General features: G+C 47.5%; 17 protein-coding genes and 1 tRNA gene. 7 read left to right on the top strand and 11 right to left on the bottom strand.

The window, feature by feature from the left end:
• Positions 1-13 precede the first annotated feature (13 nt).
• The 7 genes from ACVA6Q_RS10555 to rpsU form a co-directional block, all read right to left on the bottom strand.
• Positions 14-1,696: an ABC transporter substrate-binding protein gene (locus ACVA6Q_RS10555; RefSeq protein ID WP_446647448.1), complete on the bottom strand. Its 1,683-nt coding sequence runs from the start codon at positions 1,694-1,696 to the stop codon at positions 14-16.
• A gap of 729 nt (positions 1,697-2,425) precedes the next feature.
• Positions 2,426-3,121: a VC0807 family protein gene (locus tag ACVA6Q_RS10550; protein WP_353497112.1), complete on the bottom strand. Its 696-nt coding sequence runs from the start codon at positions 3,119-3,121 to the stop codon at positions 2,426-2,428.
• A 202-nt stretch (positions 3,122-3,323) separates the two neighbouring features.
• A tRNA-Ile gene (locus ACVA6Q_RS10545) sits at positions 3,324-3,399 on the bottom strand.
• 142 nt (positions 3,400-3,541) lie between these two features.
• A complete protein-coding gene (rpoD, locus tag ACVA6Q_RS10540; RefSeq protein WP_353497111.1) occupies positions 3,542-5,395 on the bottom strand; it encodes an RNA polymerase sigma factor RpoD in 1,854 nt (617 codons plus the stop codon).
• Positions 5,396-5,495: 100 nt separating this feature from the next.
• Positions 5,496-7,262 carry a DNA primase gene (gene dnaG / locus ACVA6Q_RS10535; RefSeq protein ID WP_446647447.1) on the bottom strand — a complete coding sequence of 589 codons (1,767 nt, stop codon included), beginning with the start codon at positions 7,260-7,262 and terminating at the stop codon, positions 5,496-5,498.
• Positions 7,263-7,343: 81 nt separating this feature from the next.
• Entirely contained in the window at positions 7,344-7,787 is a 444-nt protein-coding gene (locus tag ACVA6Q_RS10530) for a GatB/YqeY domain-containing protein (RefSeq protein ID WP_353497109.1), read from the bottom strand.
• A 27-nt stretch (positions 7,788-7,814) separates the two neighbouring features.
• Positions 7,815-8,030, bottom strand: a complete 216-nt coding sequence (gene rpsU, locus ACVA6Q_RS10525; RefSeq protein ID WP_001145625.1) for a 30S ribosomal protein S21 — start codon at positions 8,028-8,030, stop codon at positions 7,815-7,817.
• A 241-nt stretch (positions 8,031-8,271) separates the two neighbouring features.
• Here rpsU and tsaD point away from each other — a divergent pair, with 241 nt between their 5' ends.
• Together tsaD and ACVA6Q_RS10515 are read left to right on the top strand one after the other, a co-directional pair.
• Entirely contained in the window at positions 8,272-9,291 is a 1,020-nt protein-coding gene (gene tsaD, locus ACVA6Q_RS10520) for a tRNA (adenosine(37)-N6)-threonylcarbamoyltransferase complex transferase subunit TsaD (protein WP_338165347.1), read from the top strand.
• Between the two features lie 132 nt (positions 9,292-9,423).
• Positions 9,424-10,236, top strand: coding sequence for an alpha/beta fold hydrolase (locus ACVA6Q_RS10515; protein ID WP_446647446.1), 813 nt, complete (start codon positions 9,424-9,426; stop codon positions 10,234-10,236).
• Between the two features lie 61 nt (positions 10,237-10,297).
• Here the strand turns inward: ACVA6Q_RS10515 and plsY are convergent, their stop codons facing one another.
• Positions 10,298-10,894: a glycerol-3-phosphate 1-O-acyltransferase PlsY gene (gene plsY, locus ACVA6Q_RS10510; protein ID WP_446647445.1), complete on the bottom strand. Its 597-nt coding sequence runs from the start codon at positions 10,892-10,894 to the stop codon at positions 10,298-10,300.
• A gap of 106 nt (positions 10,895-11,000) precedes the next feature.
• On the opposite strand from plsY, the gene folB reads away from it, so the two are divergent.
• The 3 genes from folB to ACVA6Q_RS10495 are packed head-to-tail and all read left to right on the top strand — an operon-like array spanning position 11,001 to position 12,659.
• Entirely contained in the window at positions 11,001-11,360 is a 360-nt protein-coding gene (gene folB / locus ACVA6Q_RS10505; protein ID WP_446647444.1) for a dihydroneopterin aldolase, read from the top strand.
• On the top strand, positions 11,357-11,839 hold the full coding sequence (gene folK, locus ACVA6Q_RS10500; RefSeq protein ID WP_353497105.1) for a 2-amino-4-hydroxy-6-hydroxymethyldihydropteridine diphosphokinase: 483 nt from the start codon (positions 11,357-11,359) through the stop codon (positions 11,837-11,839). Before folB ends, folK begins: the two co-directional genes overlap by 4 nt.
• Before the next feature lie 16 nt (positions 11,840-11,855).
• Complete coding sequence (locus ACVA6Q_RS10495) at positions 11,856-12,659, top strand: undecaprenyl-diphosphate phosphatase (RefSeq protein ID WP_353497104.1); 804 nt, start codon at positions 11,856-11,858, stop codon at positions 12,657-12,659.
• Here ACVA6Q_RS10495 and ACVA6Q_RS10490 read toward each other — a convergent pair.
• A complete protein-coding gene (locus ACVA6Q_RS10490; protein ID WP_446647443.1) occupies positions 12,633-13,868 on the bottom strand; it encodes a multifunctional CCA addition/repair protein in 1,236 nt (411 codons plus the stop codon). The two genes, ACVA6Q_RS10495 and ACVA6Q_RS10490, sit on opposite strands and share 27 nt — an antisense overlap.
• 85 nt (positions 13,869-13,953) lie before the next feature.
• Between ACVA6Q_RS10490 and ACVA6Q_RS10485 the strand changes: the two genes are divergently transcribed.
• Together ACVA6Q_RS10485 and ACVA6Q_RS10480 are read left to right on the top strand one after the other, a co-directional pair.
• A complete protein-coding gene (locus tag ACVA6Q_RS10485; protein WP_446647442.1) occupies positions 13,954-15,666 on the top strand; it encodes an AAA family ATPase in 1,713 nt (570 codons plus the stop codon).
• Complete coding sequence (locus ACVA6Q_RS10480; RefSeq protein ID WP_446647441.1) at positions 15,663-16,316, top strand: general secretion pathway protein GspB; 654 nt, start codon at positions 15,663-15,665, stop codon at positions 16,314-16,316. Before ACVA6Q_RS10485 ends, ACVA6Q_RS10480 begins: the two co-directional genes overlap by 4 nt.
• Positions 16,317-16,371: 55 nt before the next feature.
• On the opposite strand, the gene ACVA6Q_RS10475 is transcribed toward ACVA6Q_RS10480, so the two are convergent.
• Complete coding sequence (locus ACVA6Q_RS10475; protein WP_446647440.1) at positions 16,372-18,150, bottom strand: PglL family O-oligosaccharyltransferase; 1,779 nt, start codon at positions 18,148-18,150, stop codon at positions 16,372-16,374.
• A 68-nt stretch (positions 18,151-18,218) separates the two neighbouring features.
• On the bottom strand, positions 18,219-21,047 hold the full coding sequence (gene uvrA / locus ACVA6Q_RS10470) for an excinuclease ABC subunit UvrA (RefSeq protein WP_418641953.1): 2,829 nt from the start codon (positions 21,045-21,047) through the stop codon (positions 18,219-18,221).
• Between the last annotated feature and the right edge of the window lie 76 nt (positions 21,048-21,123).

The raw sequence follows: 21,123 nt of genomic DNA, 5'->3' as shown, positions 1-21,123 counted from the left end.
AGTTTGTGTTTACTTACTTAACTGGTTTTAGGTCCAGTACGTGAAGTAGACGCTCTGGGTAACCAGCCCAGATGTTTGGACGACCCTTAGGATTTTGCTCGTTCCACCAGCCCGCAAAGCGAGTTGTGTTGTATTGGTAGAACTCAGCACCTGACATTACAGGAATCGTTACCTGATCTTGAGCGATGATCTTCTGGATGCCGTGAGCAATTTCTAGCTGCTCGCCTTTATCCGCTGTTTTGTAGAAGCTGTTTAGAAGCTTGTCTAGCTCTGCATTTTGGTAGAAGTGCATTGCGAAACGTGGCATACCGTCACCAGACTGAAGTGCAGAGTTATAACCTGAGTTCCAGTATTTGTGTGGATCTGAACCGTGGAAGTAGTTGGTGTATGCTACGTCATAGTTTGCTTCAAGCATCGCTTGGTTGTACACAGAGAAGTCTGGCGTGCGCGCTTTCGCTTTGATACCGGCTTCGTTTAACTGCTCTACCGCTAGTTGAACTGTGTTATTAAAGTCAGTCCAGCCGTTCGGCGATTGAATCAACAGCTCAAAAGATTTACCAGATGGCGTGTCAACAAAGCCGTCGCCATCTACATCTTTAAAGCCTGCTGTAGCAAGTAGCTTCTTAGCGCCTTCAACGTCGTACGTGTTAAAGCCTTTGTACTTGTTGTGCGTTGCTTCGTCAGACCATGCTGAAAATGCATAACCTAGACCTGATGCGAAGTCATTGACTGTACCGCCACCGTAGAATGCGATGTCGATGATAGTTTGACGGTCAAGTGCCATAGAGAATGCGCGGCGGAAGTCGACATTGCTTAGCGCTTCAGCTTTTGCTGCATCTTTATGTTTGAAATTCACTACGAATCCAGCAGTACCTGCCGCAGGATACCAATACTGGTGACTTGGTGAAGCTGCTGCGTAAGTGCGGTCAATGTCTGGAATGAATGATGATGTCCAGTCCATTTCAGAGTTAACCACTTTACCAAGGAACTGGTCATTGTTCGCGATTTGTGGAACGCGCAGACAGTCAACTTCGAGATTATCGGCATCCCAGTAATTCGGGTTACGACACTGAACGTAAAGCTGAGGAGTAAATGTATCGATAACCGTGAATGGGCCAGAGCCTACTGGGTTCTCGTTCAGGAAAGTTGTTGGGTCCTTAACGTCTTTCCATACGTGCTCAGGAACAATTGGCACCTTAACGATTTCATATGGAATGTTTGAGTTCGCTTCTGTTGCGTAGAACTTCACTTGGTAGTCGTTGATTTTCTCAACTTTAGATACCCAAGAGTTAATACCGCTTTGGTCAAGTGCAGAGTTTTCTTGAACAAGGTTGAATGAGAAAACCACGTCGTCTGCACTAAATGTTTCACCGTCAGACCACTTCACGCCTTTACGAATATCAAACGTTACTGACATTAGATCATCAGCGATAGTGAAGTTTTCTGCCAAACGGAATACAGGCTTGTTGCCGTGCATTTCATTGAAGACAACAAGCGGCTCGTATAGGAAGTCGGTTGTTGTGTGCAAGTAGGTTGCACCCAAGTATGGGTTAAAGTTACGTACAAAGGTGTTGAACTCTTTAGGGTGGATAGTGAGTTCGCTGCGTTCTGCGGCTGTCGCTACAGAGCTAAAACCTGTAACTGCGGTTGCAATAATTGCTGTCGCTAGTGCTGTTTTTTTAATATGCGCAAGCATAGCTATTCCTTACTATTTGCTTTTGTTTCACAGAGAGACCAGTTGCTTCCCTCTCACATGGTTGCTAAAGCCTACCTCTTCAATCATTCCTAAAGAGTGGCCTGTAGGCCTTAGGCGTTACTAAGAAAACACCTTAAAGCACAATTTATCAATTACGCTCTCCGTTAAAAACGTCAAAATAATAACGAGCACTGTCAAAAACGTTAAAAACAGTGGCTTTTGACGGGTTTTTAATCAATTTAGGACGGTGACCTACGTCACTTTCTGAGCTTAACTTATTAGTGTGTGTAAGTGTTTACTATCAATGTGTTCCTTTTTTATTAATGGTTTTGGAGTTCTGTCGACAAATGTTGACAAGGATCACTTACCAGTTTGACTCGTTAATTTACTTTGAAAACTAGGATGGTCGATTTGTTGTGATGACTATCGCAAACTGGTGAAGTTTCATCGTAGATGGTACGTATATAGTAATAAATGATGATGTATTTTCTGCCATTACTTAACAATAGAAAGCTTATTTTACGCCGCTAAATTTTACGGTGAGGTATCGCTGTGCGCGTTTGTTTTCTCTTTTATGAAGGTGAGGAAAGGTGCGAGCAAAACGTCAATTGCCGTGGTTGCAAGTGAGTATATGAGAAAGCCAATGCAACCCGCACAATGTCGTTTGGAGCGTATAAAAAAGCCTGAGGTACTAAATGTACTCAGGCTTTGTCGTGATTTGTAGAGCCGTTACTTAGTGTGGAAAATCTGCTCAGTTTCCAGTGAAGTGAAGGCGCGGATTTGGCGCCATACATAGTAGAAAATACCCATCATCATAAGCATGCTAGGAATCGCGATAGCCGGATAGCTGTATAAGGTCAGCTTACCCAATTCTTCGTTAAATGCCGCTGTACCTGCTGGGCTAGTAACTATCCAGGTTGCAAGGAAGTAGTTCATCGCCGATGAAAATGCGAACGTGCTGGCGAATAAGTAGTTGGACGACATTAGACAGCGCTCAAATGCTTGCGTTTTACCGCTTTGCTCTAGGCGCTCATTGATCAGTGCCAGGTTGAGTACAGTATCGTTGAGAAGCAGTTTCTGCATCATTGGATAGCGCGTGAATGTAGAGGCCAGCACAGCTAGACCAATCAAACCCGGAATTAGCGCTTCTTTTAGTGCTAACCAGCGAGTATCTAACTCCAAAAGACCAATACCACCGGTTAAAAGCACGCTGACAAAGCCTAGAGCGGCAATAAAGTTAAACTTCTTATTACGGATCAGATCCATTGCGCCGTAGAGCACAGGAAACAGCAGAGCGACAACCAGTGCCATCGCAGTACCTAGATGCTCATCACCACTAAACTTCATCAGAATAAAAGAGGGGATAAATACGTTGAATAGGATCTCAAATAGGGGATTCGACTTTTTCGCCGTTGTGGTACTCATAATAGTGTGCTGACTCTAAGTTGTTACTGTTTTGTTTTCTACAGCGCAGTGTTCATCGCTTGATAACAGAAGTAAAGCATTAAACGCGTAAGATGTGTAACGACGTATAAAATGAGACATGGTTAATGCCGCAAGAACACGTGTTATTACGTTAGAGATGTAAAAAAGGCGCATAGATTACTCCATGCGCCTTTCTAGAATTTGGTGGCCCCTCGCAGACTTGAACTGCGGACCAATCGATTATGAGTCGACTGCTCTAACCACTGAGCTAAGGGGCCGATAGGTGGATGATTATAGGGGAAGGCTGCGCGGGTGTCTAGATGCAGTGTAGGGTAATTGCGCTTGCTTTTTAGTCACTTAAACCTTGCAGATACAAAAAAGGTGAGCTAGTGCTCACCTTTTTGTTAAAGCTTGATGCGATTACTCGTCAAGGAAGCTGCGCAGTGTTTCTGAGCGGCTTGGATGACGCAGCTTACGCAGTGCTTTTGCTTCGATCTGACGGATACGCTCACGCGTTACGTCGAACTGCTTACCAACCTCTTCTAGAGTGTGGTCAGTGTTCATATCGATACCAAAGCGCATGCGCAGTACTTTCGCTTCACGAGGTGTTAGGCCGGCTAGAACGTCTTTCGTTGCGACGCGTAGACTTGTCATTGTTGCTGAGTCTACAGGCAGTTCTAGCGTGGTATCCTCGATGAAATCACCTAGGTGCGAATCTTCGTCGTCACCGATTGGTGTCTCCATAGAGATTGGCTCTTTAGCGATTTTCAGTACCTTACGGATCTTATCTTCAGGCATTTGCATACGCTCTGCCAACTCTTCAGGAAGTGGCTCACGGCCCATTTCTTGAAGCATTTGACGAGAGATACGGTTTAGCTTGTTGATCGTCTCGATCATGTGCACAGGGATACGGATCGTACGAGCTTGGTCAGCGATTGAACGCGTGATAGCCTGACGGATCCACCATGTTGCGTAGGTCGAGAACTTGTAACCGCGACGGTATTCAAACTTATCTACCGCTTTCATCAGACCGATGTTACCTTCCTGGATCAGATCCAAGAACTGTAGACCACGGTTGGTGTACTTCTTCGCGATTGAGATTACCAGACGTAAGTTTGCTTCAACCATCTCTTTTTTCGCGCGGCGAGCTTTTGCTTCACCGATAGACATACGACGGCTGATGTCCTTGATGTTTTGAACCGAAAGCGACGTTTCTTCTTCGATGATGTCCAGCTTCTGGATAGAGCGGCGGATGTCATTTTCGTAGCGCTTGATCTTTTCTGCGTATGGCTTGTCTGATGCCAATACTTCGTCAAGCCATGCTTCGCTTGATTCGTTGCCCGTAAATAGGGCAATGAATGATTTCTTCGGCATTTTGCCGTACTCAACCGCTTGACGCATGATCAGGCGCTCTTGAGTACGTACGCGATCCATCGACGTGCGCAATTCGTTCACTAGGTAATCGAACTGTTTCGGCGTTAGACGGAACTCGCGGAATACTTCTTGAACAAGCTCATGAGACTTCGCTACTTGAGGACTATCGTAACCAAACTCGTTTACCGCAAGTTGCAGATCTTGGTAAGTATTGCGAAGCGCAGTGAATTTCTCTAGAGCAAGCTCAGGGTCGATACCTGTATCTTCTTCTTCCTCATCATCTGAGTCGTCATCACTTTCTGCATCTTCTTCGTCTTCGTCTTCAAGGTCGGATTCAGACAGTTCAGAACCGATGTGCGTAGCCGTAGGCGCCGCTGTTTCATCTTCGTTTGGATCTACGAAGCCATTGATAACGTCAGTTAGGCGAAGTTCTTCCGCTTGTACTTTGTCAAACTGTTCGAGAATATAAGGGATAGTACCCGGATACTCTGCCACTGAGCTTTGAACTTGGTTGATACCATCTTCAATGCGTTTTGCGATGTCAATCTCGCCTTCGCGAGTCAATAGCTCAACGGTACCCATTTCACGCATGTACATGCGGACGGGGTCAGTAGTACGACCGATTTCACTCTCAACGCTGGAAAGTGCAGCTGCAGCGGCTTCGGCTGCATCTTCATCAGTAATGTTGTTGTCATCATTCAGTGCAAGGTCATCAGCATCAGGAGCAGTCTCTACTACCTTAATACCCATGTCATTAATCATCTGAATAATATCTTCTACCTGTTCGGAATCGACGATTTCCTCAGGTAGGTGGTCATTTACTTCTGCGTAGGTCAGATAGCCTTGTTCCTTGCCCTTAATGACAAGTAGCTTCAGCTGTGACTGCGGATTTTGGTCCATAGACGATATCCAACTTAAGATCTGGTGAAGGAATTTTAGTATGCGAAATGCAAACCACTAATATTAACAAATTTATTCGTTGCTGACTAACTGAATTGGGTTACGCTTTTAAGTCTAGCATTAAGGCTAGCAGCTCCCGTTTTTCTTCGACTGATAAGCCGACACTTCTTTCTTTGGCCTGCAGGTTTTCAATTTGCTTTTCAATGCATTGAGACAGTATTTTGTCCAATGAATCGATAAATACGTCTTCTTGGTTGTCATCGTCAAGTGGAATTACCCAACTTGCGAGACGAGACAGAAGTGCCTCATTACTACTTCCACGCCATTGTTCTAATAGCTGGCCTGTAGTCATATGGGGATGTGCTTGACATTTATCAACCACTTCCACAAATAAATTAAGTCCAGGCAGTGATAAGTCTCTCACTGTGGACAAATCAGGTACCATTTCAGCATAGCTCGGATTTTGCAAAAGTAGAGCGATGACTTCACGCATTGGTGTGCGTTTGATTTCTTTATGAGGCTGAGCTCGCGTTTCTTGCCGACCTTGCTTGTCAATAAGCTGTTGAAGCTGCCTTTCATCAACCAAGCCCAACTTACGGCCGAGCAGCTCTCTCAAGTATAGTCGCAATGTACCACCAGGCACTTTGTCGATAAGTGGCACCGCTAACGTGCTGAGCTTTGCCATGCCCTCTTTGGTTCGGGTATCCACCTGCTGCATCAGTGAGGTGAACATAAACTCTGACAGAGGCATCGAGTTTTGCACTGCTGTTTCAAACGCGTCTTTGCCATGTTGGCGAATGAATGAGTCAGGATCCTCCCCATCCGGTAGGAACATGAACTTCAATTGCCTACCATCATTGAGGTAGGGCAATGCATTTTCCATTGCACGCCAAGCGGCATCACGACCCGCTCGGTCACCATCGTAACAACACACTACGGTGCTGGTTTGGCGAAACAGAACTTGAAGGTGATCGCCTGTGGTCGATGTACCGAGTGAGGCGACAGAATAATCAACGCCATACTGGGCTAGAGCGACTACATCCATATAGCCTTCGACAACTAAAACCTGAGGCGGCTCGCGATATGCTTGCAGTACCTCATAGAGTCCATAAAGCTCTTTGCCTTTATAAAAGATCGGTGTTTCTGGTGAGTTGAGGTACTTTGGTGTGCCGTCACCTAAAACGCGCCCACCAAATCCAATCACTCGTCCGCGTCGGTCACGGATTGGGAACATAATACGACCGCGAAAACGGTCATAACGATTCCCCTTGTCGTTTTCAATCAGCATGCCGCCGGACACTAGCATGTCTTGCGTCGCTTTTTGCTGACCAAAGTTTTTACGTACACTGTCCCATTCGTCAGCGACGTAGCCGATACCAAACTTTTGGACAATTTCTCCAGAGAGCCCGCGGCCTTTCAGATACTCTATAGCGACTTTGTTGGTGGAAACTTTAAGTTGATCGCGATAGTACTGACCGATCGTTCCCATTAGATCATACAAAGATCGTTTTTGTTCGCTATTGGCGGTAGGCCCTTTGGAGAAGTTGCCGGGTTGTCCACTTTGCTGCTCTCTTGGAACATCCAAACCCAACGATGATGCCAGCTCTTCAATAGCTTCAACGAACTCGAGACGTTCGTACTCCATGAGAAAGTCGATGGCGTTGCCATGCACACCACAGCCAAAGCAATGGTAGAACTGTTTCTCTTGGCTGACGCTGAAAGAAGGGGTCTTTTCGTTGTGGAAAGGACAGCAAGCACCGTAGTTCTTGCCTTGTTTTTTTAGTTTTACGCGCGTGTCAATGACGTCGACAATATCAAGTCGAGCGAGAAGGTCATCAATGAAGCTACGAGGGATTTTTCCTGCCATAAAACCTTTTTACAAGAGAGAGATACAAACAAGCCGTGCGTTCCAAAGGATAGCACGGCTTGCTGCAATTTGGTTGGGCGGTTAAGCGAGTTTAGCGCGAACTAGACCACTTACCTTACCCATATCTGCACGGCCTTGAATTTGAGGCTTAAGCACGCCCATTACCTTACCCATGTCTTGCATGCCCGCTGCACCAGATTCGGTAATGGCACTATCGATTAGTGCTGCAACTTCATCATCGGTCAGTGGTTGAGGCATAAAATCCTCAAGTACGGCAATTTCAGCTTGCTCAGCATCAGCAAGATCCTGACGACCTGCTGCTTCAAATTGCGTGACAGAATCGCGACGCTGTTTAACCATTTTAGTCAGCACAGCAAGAATGTCATCGTCGCCCAGAGTAATCTGTTCGTCGACTTCACGCTGCTTGACGGCTGCTAAGGCTAAACGAATAGTACCAAGGCGCAATTTGTCCTTGGCTTTCATCGCTAATTTTTGCTCGTCTTTGAGTTTATCAATCAGAGCCATAACTAAAATCCTATTGGGACCTAGTTATTAGTACAGGCGAACGCGACGAGCGTTTTCGCGAGCTAGCTTCTTAGCGTGACGCTTTTGAGCTGCTGCTTTAGCGCGTTTGCGAACTGTAGTTGGTTTTTCATAGTGCTCACGACGACGCACTTCAGAAAGGATACCTGCTTTTTCGCAAGAGCGCTTGAAACGACGTAGTGCAACGTCGAACGGTTCGTTTTCACGTACTTTAACTACTGGCATATGCCTTTCACCTCAGGGGTTAACTGTTCATTAATGCTGGCGCTTTTTGGTTAGTACTAAGAGTTCATGCTTGAGCCCTTTGTTCTAAGCGTAAAACCAGCTAGATCAAAAATGGTGCGGAATTTTAATCCGATCGCTAGGGCTTTGTAAAGTACTTTGTCGCCTATCTCTTGTACAAAATTTGTTTGCGAGCCCATGACGCGGTAATATTGCGCCAATTTCGAAATAAGTCGAGAACAATATGCGCATTCTAGGTATTGAAACCTCTTGTGATGAAACTGGCATCGCAATCTATGACGATGAGAAGGGACTGCTATCTCATCAACTTTACAGCCAGGTAAAACTGCACGCGGATTACGGCGGTGTGGTTCCTGAATTAGCATCACGCGATCACGTGAAAAAAACGATCCCGTTGATCAAAAAAGCACTTGCGGACGCGGATCTTACTCCTAAAGACATCGATGGCGTGGCGTATACCGCAGGTCCGGGTTTGGTTGGAGCATTATTAGTGGGTACGACAATCGGCCGCAGCATCGCTTACGCTTGGGGTGTGCCTGCTGTACCGGTTCACCATATGGAAGGCCACCTTTTAGCCCCTATGCTAGAAGACAATCCACCGCCATTCCCATTTGTAGCTCTATTAGTGTCTGGTGGTCACAGCATGATCGTTGAAGTGAAAGGCATCGGTGAGTATCAGATCCTTGGTGAGTCTATTGATGATGCGGCAGGTGAAGCGTTTGATAAAACGGCAAAACTGATGGGGCTGGATTACCCAGGAGGTCCGCTGCTGTCTAAGCTTGCGGACAAAGGCACACCTGGCCGATTTAAGTTCCCGCGCCCGATGACGGATCGTCCCGGCCTAGACATGAGCTTCTCCGGTCTTAAGACGTTTGCCGCAAATACCATTGCTGCCAACGATGATAGCGAGCAAACTCGTGCTGATATCGCTTATGCGTTCCAAGAAGCGGTATGTGAGACGTTAGCGATCAAGTGTAAGCGCGCACTTAAGCAAACCGGTATGAAACGCATCGTGATTGCTGGTGGCGTGAGTGCTAACCGTTTCTTGCGTAAAGAGCTAGAAGCGTTAGCCAACAAGATGGGCGGTGAAGTCTACTACCCACGTACCGAGTTTTGTACTGACAATGGCGCAATGATTGCCTATGCGGGTATGCAGCGTTTGAAAAATGGTGAAGCCGCTGAGCTTTCGGTAGAGGCGACACCACGCTGGCCGATTGATCAGCTAAGCCCGATCAAAGGCTAACCATAAAGGTCACGTAAGTGGCCTTTTTTAATGACATTTTTTCACAAAACTCCTAAAGTCTGTGACTGACAGACCGTGCTAGAGTCTGGGTTAGCAACGTATTGGTTATTATTGATTAGGGAATAGAGCGACATGAAGCAATTTACGATTGATGGACAAGTTATGGCGTATCAGGATGTCGGCGAAGGCCCGGTTATTCTGTTTGGTCACAGTTATTTGTGGGACAGCCAGATGTGGCAGCCGCAAATTGACGCGCTTAGCCAGCACTATCGCTGTATTGTTCCTGACCTGTGGGCACATGGACAATCTGAGGCTGCGCCGGTTTCAATGGCTAACCTTGCGGATTATGCTAAGCACTTACTGGCTTTGATGGATGAACTTGGCATTGAAACATTTTCAATTGTTGGCCTATCGGTTGGTGGTATGTGGGGCTCAGAGCTCACAACATTAGCACCGGCACGAGTCAAAAGTTTGGTGCTGATGGATACGTTTGTTGGTCTAGAGCCAGAAGTAGCGCACGCCAAATACTTCTCAATGCTGGCCACGATTGCTGAGCTTAAAATGGTACCCGCTCCAATTGTAGAGGCGGTCGTTCCTCTGTTCTTCGCCAGTAATGCTACGCAGGATAATCCGGAACTTGTCGCGAGCTTTGAAGCTAAGCTGGCAGCTCTGTCTGGTGAGCAGGCAGAACAAGTGGCACGAATCGGTCGCATGGTATTCGGTCGCCGCGATTTGTGTGATGACATTGAAAAGTTCGCACTACCGACATTGATCGCAGTAGGCGCTGAGGATAAACCTCGTCCAGTGCTTGAGTCATACTTGATGAATGATCTGATCACAGGCAGTTCGATCAACGTGATTCCGTCAGCAGGGCACATCAGTAATCTAGAGCAATCAGAATACGTGACAGCTATGTTGAGTGAGTTTTTATCGCAACATGCCTAGTGGCTATCTACGAAAACTAAAAGAGCAGCCACTGGCTGCTCTTTTTTTGGAAAATGAAACGCTATGAGGTTTTCTTCTTACCCAGTTTAGGCTCTGTGCCTTCAACCAACCTGCGAATATTCTGATGGTGCCTGAGCAGAATAAGACAACTCAACATCGCAACAGGTAGAGTAAATAAAGGGCGTGCCATCCAAGTGTAAACTGGCGCCATAAGTACCGTTACGATGGCCGCGAGAGAGGAGTAGCGAAATAAAACCGCAACCAACAGCCAGGTTCCGGTAATTAGGCCGGTGAGATCCCAACCTATCGGAGCAATAGCGCCAAGTGCTGTCGCTACCCCTTTGCCACCTTTGAAGTGGAAAAACAGTGGGTACATATGCCCAAGACAAGCGGCAATGGCAATCACGCCAAGTACTACTGCATCGATTCCTAAGTAGTAACCTGCCCAAACAGGAATGGTGCCTTTGAGCATGTCACACAGCAAAACGGAGAGTGCTGCGCCTTTGCCGCCGGTGCGCAGGACATTGGTCGCGCCCGGGTTATTAGAACCGACCGTTCTTGGATCAGGAAGGCGCAGTAGACGACAGATCAACACGGCGCTCGACACAGAGCCGAGTAAGTATGCTGTGATGATCATAGCAAGTGCTATTAGTGTCATGGGTGTCCTTTTCGCAAGAAATTATCCATAGGGACTGATATCATAACGAAAATAGTACGTTTTTTCCCGACAAATGGGTATCCGACCTCTAATCAAAGGACAAATCATGGCATTGGATAAAGTATTCATTGAGCAGCTCGAAGTGATCACTACCATTGGGGTGTATGACTGGGAACAAGAGATTAAACAAAAGCTTATTCTTGATATTGAGATGGCACACGACAATGCGCCAGCAGGCAAAAGCGATGACGTTGCCGATGCTTTAGATTACTCCAAAGTGAGCGAAGCGGTGTTGAATCACATTGAAAATGGCCGCTTTTTGCTGGTTGAGCGTGTAGCGGAAGAAGTCGCTGCCATTATCCAAAAGCAATTCAATGTGCCATGGGTCAAAATCCGCTTGGCGAAACCTGGTGCAGTGCCACAAGCGAAAAGCGTTGGCGTAGTGATTGAACGAGGTCAGGCATGATCACTACCTACATTGGCATTGGCACCAATGTGGAGCGCGAGAAACACATCAAAGCGGCATACCAAGAGTTAAATACTATTGGCGTTAACTTAGCGTTGTCGCCTGTGTACGCGTGTGAGTCGTTTGGTTTTGAGGGCAATGAGTTTTTCAATATGGTCGCGAGGCTCGATACCGAGCTTGCCCTTGATGAATTGTCTTCAGCGCTAAAAGATATTGAAGTGAAGTGGGGGCGCGCTGCTGATGCGGCAAAGTTTCAAGATCGAACGCTCGATCTGGATATATTGTTGTATGGAAAAGAAATCTCACAAAAAAAACCGCTGTTACCTCGCGAAGACATATTTAAATATTCCTTTGTCACACAGCCGCTGTATGATCTCGACCCGCAGTTGGTGATTCCTCAAGACGGACGAACCATAAAACAGATCTTAGAGACCATGTCTGATGTGGACTCGCTGAAAAGAATCGATTTTCAATTTTAGTTGGTAGTAGTTAAACATGAGTTATTTTGAAGCCTTTATTTTGGCACTGGTGCAAGGGTTTACCGAATTCTTGCCTATCTCTAGCTCGGCTCACTTGATTTTGCCTTCCGCCATTTTGGGCTGGGAAGATCAAGGGTTAGCCTTTGATGTCGCCGTACACGTGGGAACGTTGGCCGCAGTGGTGATCTATTTCCGTAAGGAAGTAGTGACCTTATTCAGCGCCCTGTTTGGTTCGATTTTCAAGGGTGAGCGCAGCAAAGAAGCTAAGTTGGCGTGGATGATCGTACTAGCGACGATTCCCGCCTGTATCTTTGGTTTACTGATGAAAGACATCATTGAGCTTTATCTGCGCAGTGCCTATGTCATTGCGACCACGACGATCGTATTTGGTTTACTGCTTTGGTGGGTGGATAAAAACGCCAAGCTAGCGGATGACGAGTATCAAGCGGGCTGGAAAAAAGCCTTGTTTATTGGTCTAGCACAAGCGATGGCGATTATTCCAGGCACGTCACGCTCTGGCGCAACCATTACTGCAGCGCTTTATCTTGGCTTTACGCGTGAAGCCGCAGCGCGTTTCTCATTCTTGATGTCAATCCCAATCATTACATTGGCGGGCGCGTACCTAGGCCTTAAGCTGGCGACTGGCACTGAGCCTATCCATGTTGGCTTCTTGCTTACTGGCATTGCGGTGTCATTTGTGAGTGCCTACATCTGCATTCACTTCTTCCTGAAGCTGATTTCACGCATGGGCATGACACCGTTTGTGATCTATCGATTGATTCTAGGTTTCGGTCTATTTGCCTTCTTGCTGATGAGTTAGAACCTGTTCTATTGCTTGAGCTCGGCGTTTGTCGAGCTCTTCTTTTATCGCCTTACCTTTAAAGCCATCGCCAATGATGGATTGTACATCCACATTAATGGCGGCTTGGTAGGCAAGCCTGAAGCGCGCCGCTTGCGGGTAGGCTTCATTCTCGAGTCCTTTTCTTCCCTGATGATCCGCTTGGCAGCACAGTAGAACTTGCTCTAGCTTTTCTGGCTTTCGCCACACATCCAGCTTGGCGAAAATCTTCACGAACGTGCTTGGCTTGAGTTCAAAGGCACGGTGGACATTGGAGTGCTGGGCACAGACCGCTAGCGCCAAGTCGCGATAGTCATTCGGAACTCGCACTCGCGCGCACAGCGCTTTAATCACTTTCTGGCCAGTGTGGGTATGCAGTTTGTGGCTTGGCCATTCCTCTTTTGGGGTTAGCGCTTTACCTAAATCATGCACCTGAGCGGCGAATCGAACCGTTGTTTGTTCACTCAACTTGGCGGCTTGCTTAGCCACCATGAGGGTGTGAATGCCGGTGTCGATTTCTGGATGCCATTGTTCTGGTTGTGGGACGCCAAATAGTGCGTCTAGTTCTGGAAGCACCACCTTGAGCGCGCCACATTGATGCAGAATGTCGAGAAAAACCTCCGGAGACGAGGTCGTGAGAGATTTATGCCATTCTTGCCACACGCGCTCGGCGGTCAGATACGTCAGTTCACCTTGTTCAACCATTTCTTGCATCAGCGCCATAGTCTCAGGTGCGACGTAAAAGCCGAGGTGCGCCAGTTTGGCTGCGAATCGTGCCACTCGCAATACACGCAGCGGATCTTCACTAAATGCAGGAGAGACATGCCTTAGCACGCGTTGTTCTAAATCGGCTTGGCCATGATAGGGGTCGATAAGATTACCCTGATCGTCTTGAGCGATGGCGTTGATGGTGAGGTCGCGGCGCATCAGATCTTGCTCTAGCGTCACATCGGGTGATGAAAAGCATTCAAAACCAGTGTAACCATTGCCAGACTTACGCTCGGTGCGGGCTAGTGCGTGTTCTTGTTTGGTTTTTGGGTGAAGAAAAACCGGAAACTCTTTGCCAACCGCTTGGTAGCCTTGTGTCAACATTTGCTCAGGTGTGGCACCAACCACGACCCAATCTTTGTCATAGACTTCAATGTTAAGCAACTGGTCGCGTACTGCGCCCCCAACAAGATAGACTTGCAAATTGGCTCCCCTTTTTACTACTTAGCCGTTGGCATTCCTGTGTGCCAATGGTACTTTGCTTTGACTGATATTGTAAGGTTAACCCATGTATAAGGATTATTTTGGTTTTCGAGAAGTGCCGTTCTCGATTGTACCTAGCTCACGCTACTTGTTTTTGAGTCAGCGCCATCGTGAAGCGATGCAGCATCTGCAAGCCGGACTTGGGCAAGGCGGCGGTTTTGCTATGCTCACAGGCGAAGTCGGTACCGGAAAAACCACAGTGGCGAAAGCCATGCTGGCGTCGTTAGATGATAAAACCGCGTCGGGACTGATCCTTAATCCCACTTTTTCTAGCCAAGATCTCCTTGAGGCCATTTGCGATGAGTTTTCCATCGACTATCCGCCGCAAGCCTCCCTAAAGCAGTTGAGCCAAGCTATCTACCACTACTTGCAGCACAATGAGCTGCTGGGCATCAACACATTGGTGGTCATTGATGAAGCGCAGCATCTATCGGCAGAAGTGCTTGAGCAGCTTCGTCTACTTACGAATTTAGAAACGGATGACCGTAAGCTGCTTAAGGTACTTCTTATCGGTCAGCCAGAGTTGCAACAGAAACTGCGAACTACGCAGCTTCGTCAGCTCGCGCAGCGTATTACCGGGCGTTACCATCTCTTGCCACTATCTGAAGGTGAGACGCGCCAATATATTGAATTTCGCTTATCTACCGCAGGTGGCGACGCATCGCTGTTCAGTAAATCTGCAGTGGCGGTGATCAATAAAGCGAGTCAAGGTATCCCTCGATTGATTAACCTCATTAGTGATAAGGCGCTGCAATACGCCTACCACTCGGGTGAAAAGCGCGTCTCGAAATCGACGGCTCAAAAAGCGTGTGAGGATATTCTGTCGTTTCAAGCGCCAGGGGTAGGCAACAGCGCGCAAGAATCTGAGCTGCGACAAGCTATTAGTCGCTATGCACTTCCCGCACTGCTGGGTGTTAGCGTTGCTGCCGGGCTCTATTGGAAGGGCGCCGATGCACTGTCATGGGCTCAACAAACTCTGTTACCAACCAAAACGCAGCAAGTTGCCAGCGAGAGTGCAGTTTCTCAGCCAGCAGCAATCACCGAGCCTGTTCCCGCGTCCGTAGTTCAGAACCTTCGTACTCAAACTGACTATCCAGTAGAGTTGCTACAATCGCTGTTTGCGCGTGATGACAAGATTGCGGCTATCCAAGAGCTTTACGCGGTATGGGGCTACCAAGCAGGTGTGCTAGATGGCATGTGTGAGTCAGGTGCAAACAGTTTATTCCAATGTCAGAAATACCTTGGCACTTTAGGACAAATCATAGAGCAGAATTTGCCTGTGGTAATGCCGCTGTATCACTTGGGCGATGAAAGCTATGTGGTGCTTTATCGTGTCAGAGGCGATGAGGTGGAAGTCCTCAATGGTCGCGAACGTATTGTGATGTCAAAGAGTTGGTTAGAAGCTTTGTGGACAGGTGAGTACTACTCAATTTGGCAGCGTGATATCTACACCACATTGCGTTTGAACCAACGGGGAGAGCAGGTCGCTATATTGGACAGCAAGCTATCTCAAGTCTTAGGTGAGCCTGCGTCCGGAAGCGATGTGTTTGATAAAGCCCTAGAGCGAAAAGTGGAGTTGTTCCAACGTTGGCAAAAGATGGATGTAGACGGCATTGCAGGCCGCAATACACTGAAAAAGCTTGAATTGATGACACAAACTGATGCGCCAACATTAAGCGCATCCACGTTAAAGGAACCAAGATTAAACATTGATGAGCCGCAGGAGGCCTTACAATGAGTCGTATCCAGCCCCTAAGCCTGCTCGTCGCCACACTTGTTTCGCACTCTTTGATGGCGCAGCCAGAGGTTGAGAATAGCTATAGCGTATTACCATACCCAGAGCTAAGCGAATTAAAGCCATTACCAAAACGCAGTCAATCATCGACGGTAGTGAGTTTGCCAGTGCCATCCGCAGTCACTGTGGCATCCGATTCGGACTTAAATGAACCATTAGGGCAGCAGGTTGTGGTACCGGCCTCCACACAAAGTCGCCAAGCTACAGCTCAAAATGTTACAGCGCAAAATAGTAGTGACGAGCCGTTTGGGCTCGACGACCTAGACCTATCGGGGTTGGATCCGGAAATCGCTCGTAAGGTCGCAGCAGCGATGAATAATGAGCCGAGCGATCCGCGATTACGTAACGCCGACCACATTGCTCTTGAGAGCAGTGAAGCGCGTTATCGTGGGCGGTTACCCGCGCTCAACTTTCAAACTCATATGTATTCTTCCGATGTTAATCGCCGATGGATAAAGGTGAACGGTCAAGAGCTTCAAGAGGGTGACCGTCTAAACTCTATTCAACTCCTGGCGATTGAACCTCAGTCGGTGACTATTCGTTTTGACAACGACATCATAGATATTCCCGCACTCTATGAGTGGGGCGGATAAAAAAACGCTCGCTAGATTTATCTAGCGAGCGTTTTTGGTGTCTCTATCTGTTCGGCTACTTATTCTGAGACTCGGCTTGAGATTGCGTCTCTTGAGCATGGCTAACAGGTTTTACCGTAACCAATCCAAAGCTTTGCTGCGGGAAAAGATATTCAGCCTCAGCAAGGACTTGCTGCGCTTTATTTATCTCGCCGCTGCCTTGATAGGCTAAAATTAAATTGCGATAAAAAGCAGGTCTTGGCTTGCTCTTAATGACCTCTACAGACCAATCAATGTAAGGCTGTATGTACTCAGGGTTGTTGGTGGATAAGCCAAGTTTGAGGTAGGTGCTGTAGAGATCCCAGTGATAGCGATCTTTCCATACTACTGGATTCGAAACCTTTTCTAACAGACTCGCATTCACTGGCTGTGACTTTTCAAACTGCGTGAGTACATAGTTAGTGTGTAAGGCCGCGACCATATAGACACTGACCAGGATTGGTATAAGTAATGAAAATACTCGGCAGGTGGTTTTAGTAATACTGCTGAAAGAGACGCTTTTAAGCCTTGGTGTGCGTTGGTCGACCCAGTAAATCAATATCACGAAAGAGATCCAGTGGATCAGCGAGTGATAAAATGGGTACTCCAATTGACTGTGCAGAAAGATAGGCACAAATAGAGCAAAAATCGCCAGTCGAGTACCGGGTTTAGCAGTATAGATACGACTCAATACGAACAGCGCGGCCAGTAAGATCCCTAGAATCGGCAGCAATCCACCTTCGATACCCCATAGCAGAAGCTCGTTGTGAGGGTGATCAAGTGCAGGTATCCCAGGGGCAAAGCTATCATTGAGTTGATGCTGCCTCGCGGTATAAATCAAGTATTCAGATTCGAACTTTCCTAGACCGTAACCCGTAAACGGTTTTTCAATCAGCATATCCAGTGACTGGCCGTAGATGGTTGAGCGGATATCTTCTAGTTGAGCCTTTTTGGTGATCAGGCTCTGACTGCCTGAATTGGCAAAACCCATCAGTAGGCCTAAAGCTAGTCCGGCTAGAGCTGCCAGTGTCCAGCCTCTAAAGCGCTTCCGTGTGGAGTGGCGATAGAGGTAAGGTACCAGCAAGATGAAGCCAACCATTGCTCCGATCCAACCGGTACGAGAGCCGAGAACGACAACTAGAGGTAATACTATGATTGGCATTAAATACAAAATAGAGACATCACTGATGTGCCAGTTGTATTTGTGTTTTTGTCTTGCGAGCAAGTAGCCGGACAGCACAAAACTGGTCGCTAGAAAGCTCGCCATCACATTAGGCTGCTGGAAAATTCCATACGGGCGATTGCTTAGTACGTCGTACCCTAATGGATTGTTAGCGCTAAGAAGGAAATACTGAACATAGCCGAACAGCGCTTGGATACCGGCAGCGAGTACCACCAACCACAGTAAGCGCTGCTTTTGCTTATTGGTAAACTGAAACTGCTGCAATAACACAAACAGTAAAAATCCACTCCATAAGCCGATAAATCGTGGCATTACCGATTCAATATCAGGGTGGCTGTAGAGTAGTGGAGCGCTCATTAATAGACAGGCAAGCCCAAGACCTACAGTCAGTTTGCTGTACTTAAGGGCTTGGTTAGTACCAAGCTGATACAGGCCAATCCCTAACGCGAATGCGAAGGCTATCCAAGCTGTGTTATTGAATGACAGCGCTAGCCCAGTTCCGCCTGGATTAGGCCAAAAGAAATGCGTCGCAACGAGAAATAGCACCGCCATAGCGGTCATAAACTTGCGATTGAGTGGCGGGCGAACCTTAATCGGCTCTAGTTCAGTGCCATTGGTATGAATGATAGCCATAGTTGTGACGAGTAAAATCCAAGAAAATAACGGGGGCCAACATTGGCCTCCCGTGATAATGCTCTAATTTACCCTTTTAGCATAGGTTTTAGGAAGCGTGCGGTATGCGAACCTTCGACTTGGGACACAGTTTCTGGTGTCCCTTCTGCAATGATTTGGCCGCCACCCTGACCGCCTTCTGGGCCTAAATCAATCACCCAATCTGACGTTTTAACGACATCAAGGTTATGCTCAATGACGACAACGGTATTGCCGTGGTCGCGCAAACGGTGCAGTACCGAAAGCAATAACTCAATATCATGGAAGTGAAGACCAGTGGTTGGCTCATCCAAAATGTAGAGGGTTTTACCTGTGTCACGCTTAGAAAGTTCGCGTGCTAGTTTGACACGTTGTGCCTCACCGCCTGATAGGGTAGTCGCAGCTTGACCAAGTCGAATGTACGACAGACCCACATCCATTAGGGTTTGCAGTTTTCGGGCAATCACAGGCACTGGGTCGAAGAACTCACGCGCATCCTCTACCGTCATCTGCAGCACTTCATCAATGGTTTTGCCTTTATAGCGTACTTCCAAGGTTTCACGGTTGTAGCGCTTACCTTTACATACATCACAAGGCACATACACGTCTGGGAGGAAGTGCATTTCTACCTTGATTACGCCATCACCCTGACATGCTTCACAGCGCCCGCCGCGAACATTAAAACTGAAGCGCCCCGGTTTGTAGCCGCGAGAGCGTGCTTCTTGAGTACCAGCAAACAGCTCACGGATTGGAGTAAAGATGCCGGTATAAGTCGCTGGGTTGGAGCGTGGTGTTCGACCAATAGGGCTCTGGTCGATATCAATTACTTTGTCAAAATGCTCTAGACCTTCAATCTTCTTATATGGTGAAGGCTCGGCAGTCGTTGCCCCGTTAAGCCGAGTGTGGGCGATCTTAAAGAAGGTGTCGTTTATTAATGTTGATTTACCTGAGCCAGAAACGCCGGTAATACAGCTAAACAAGCCTACAGGAATAGTGAGGTCAACACTCTTCAGATTGTTGCCAGTCGCACCTTGTAGGGTGACCACTTTTTTCGGATCCATTGGTGTGCGATGCTCTGGAATCGCAATTTCACGCTTACCGCTGAGGTACTGACCAGTTAATGATTGTTCAGAAGCAACGATATCGTCGATAGTGCCTTCGGCAACCACAGAACCGCCATGTACACCGGCTCCAGGGCCAATATCAATGACGTGATCAGCGGTGCGAATAGCATCTTCATCGTGTTCGACCACCAATACGGTGTTACCCAAATCACGCAGGTGGGTTAGGGTGTTGAGTAAGCGTTCATTGTCACGCTGGTGGAGACCGATGGACGGCTCATCCAGTACATACATCACCCCGACGAGACCAGCACCAATTTGACTTGCTAAACGGATACGCTGAGCTTCACCACCTGAAAGTGTTTCTGCGCTGCGTGATAGGTTGAGGTAATTCAGTCCAACGTTGACCAAGAAGTGCAATCGGTCGTTGATCTCTTTCATGACCTTCTCGGCAATCTGAGCACGCTGTCCTTCTAGCTGCAAAGACTTGAAAAAGTCCATCGCTTCGCTGATGCTCATCTCAACGATTTCTGGCAGCGTGGTATCGTCGACAAACACATTGCGCGCTTCTTCACGTAAGCGAGTACCGCCACAAGTGCCGCAAGACTTGGTCGAGATGTACTTAGCGAGATCTTCTCTTACTGAGTTGGATTCGGTGTCACGATAACGACGCTCTAAGGTATTGAGGATCCCTTCAAATGGGTGGCGTTTCACACGAATATCACCACGATCATTGACGTAGTTGAACTCAATTTCAGTGCGGCCAGAACCGGTCAAAACCACGTCTTTGATCTTTTTAGGCAGCGAGTTAAATGGCGCGAACAAATCAAAGTCATAATGTTTGGCGAGCGAGGTCAGCATTTGGAAGTAGTAGTAGTTCTTCTGATCCCAGCCACGAATCGCACCATCCGCAATACTTAAACTGTCATCAACGATCACACGCTCTGGGTCGAAATACTGCTGTACACCCAAGCCGTCACAGGTGTGACAAGCGCCCGCTGGGTTGTTGAAAGAAAACAGTCTCGGTTCCAGCTCTTGCAGGCTGTAGCCACAATATGGACATGCAAAGTTCGCTGAGAAGATAATGTCTTCTTTCTCGGGTTCATCCATCCAACCTACGCCGACAATACCGCCAGAGAGTTCCAGTGCCGTCTCAAATGACTCAGCAAGACGTTGCTGTAAATTGTCGCGCACTTTAAAGCGGTCAACGACCACTTCAATGGTGTGTTTTTTATGCAATTCTAGGGTGGGTGGATCGGAAAGATCGCAAGTTTCACCGTCGATACGAGCGCGAATGAAGCCTTGTGCGGCAAGGTTTTCTAATGTTTTGACGTGCTCACCTTTGCGCTCTTTGACGATTGGCGCCAGTAGCATCATCTTTGAGCCTTCCGGCAGCTCGAGCACCTTGTCGACCATTTGGCTGACCGTCTGGGCTGCAAGTGGCACTTTGTGAGTAGGACAGCGCGGCTCACCGACACGCGCATAAAGCAGTCTTAAATAGTCATAGACTTCGGTGATTGTACCTACCGTGGAACGTGGGTTATGAGATGTCGATTTTTGCTCAATTGAGATCGCTGGTGATAGGCCTTCAATATGGTCAACATCAGGCTTTTCCATTAAGGATAGAAATTGTCTTGCATAAGCGGACAGAGATTCCACATAGCGACGTTGCCCCTCGGCATAAAGAGTGTCGAAGGCGAGTGATGACTTGCCAGAGCCTGATAGGCCAGTGATCACTGTGAGTTTGTCGCGAGGAATTGTCAGGTTGACGTTTTTCAGGTTATGGGTACGAGCACCCCTAACTTCGATATTGTCCATTATTGCCACTCATGTAAAACGTAGTGTGACAAGTATTACATAGTGTGAAGTTTGTGCAAAGAAATACTGGATAAAA

It is taken from the genome of Vibrio sp. DNB22_10_4 (assembly GCF_052879755.1).
The sequence above is the reverse complement of the archived record's forward strand: the minus strand, read 5'-3'. Positions and strand labels throughout refer to the sequence as shown.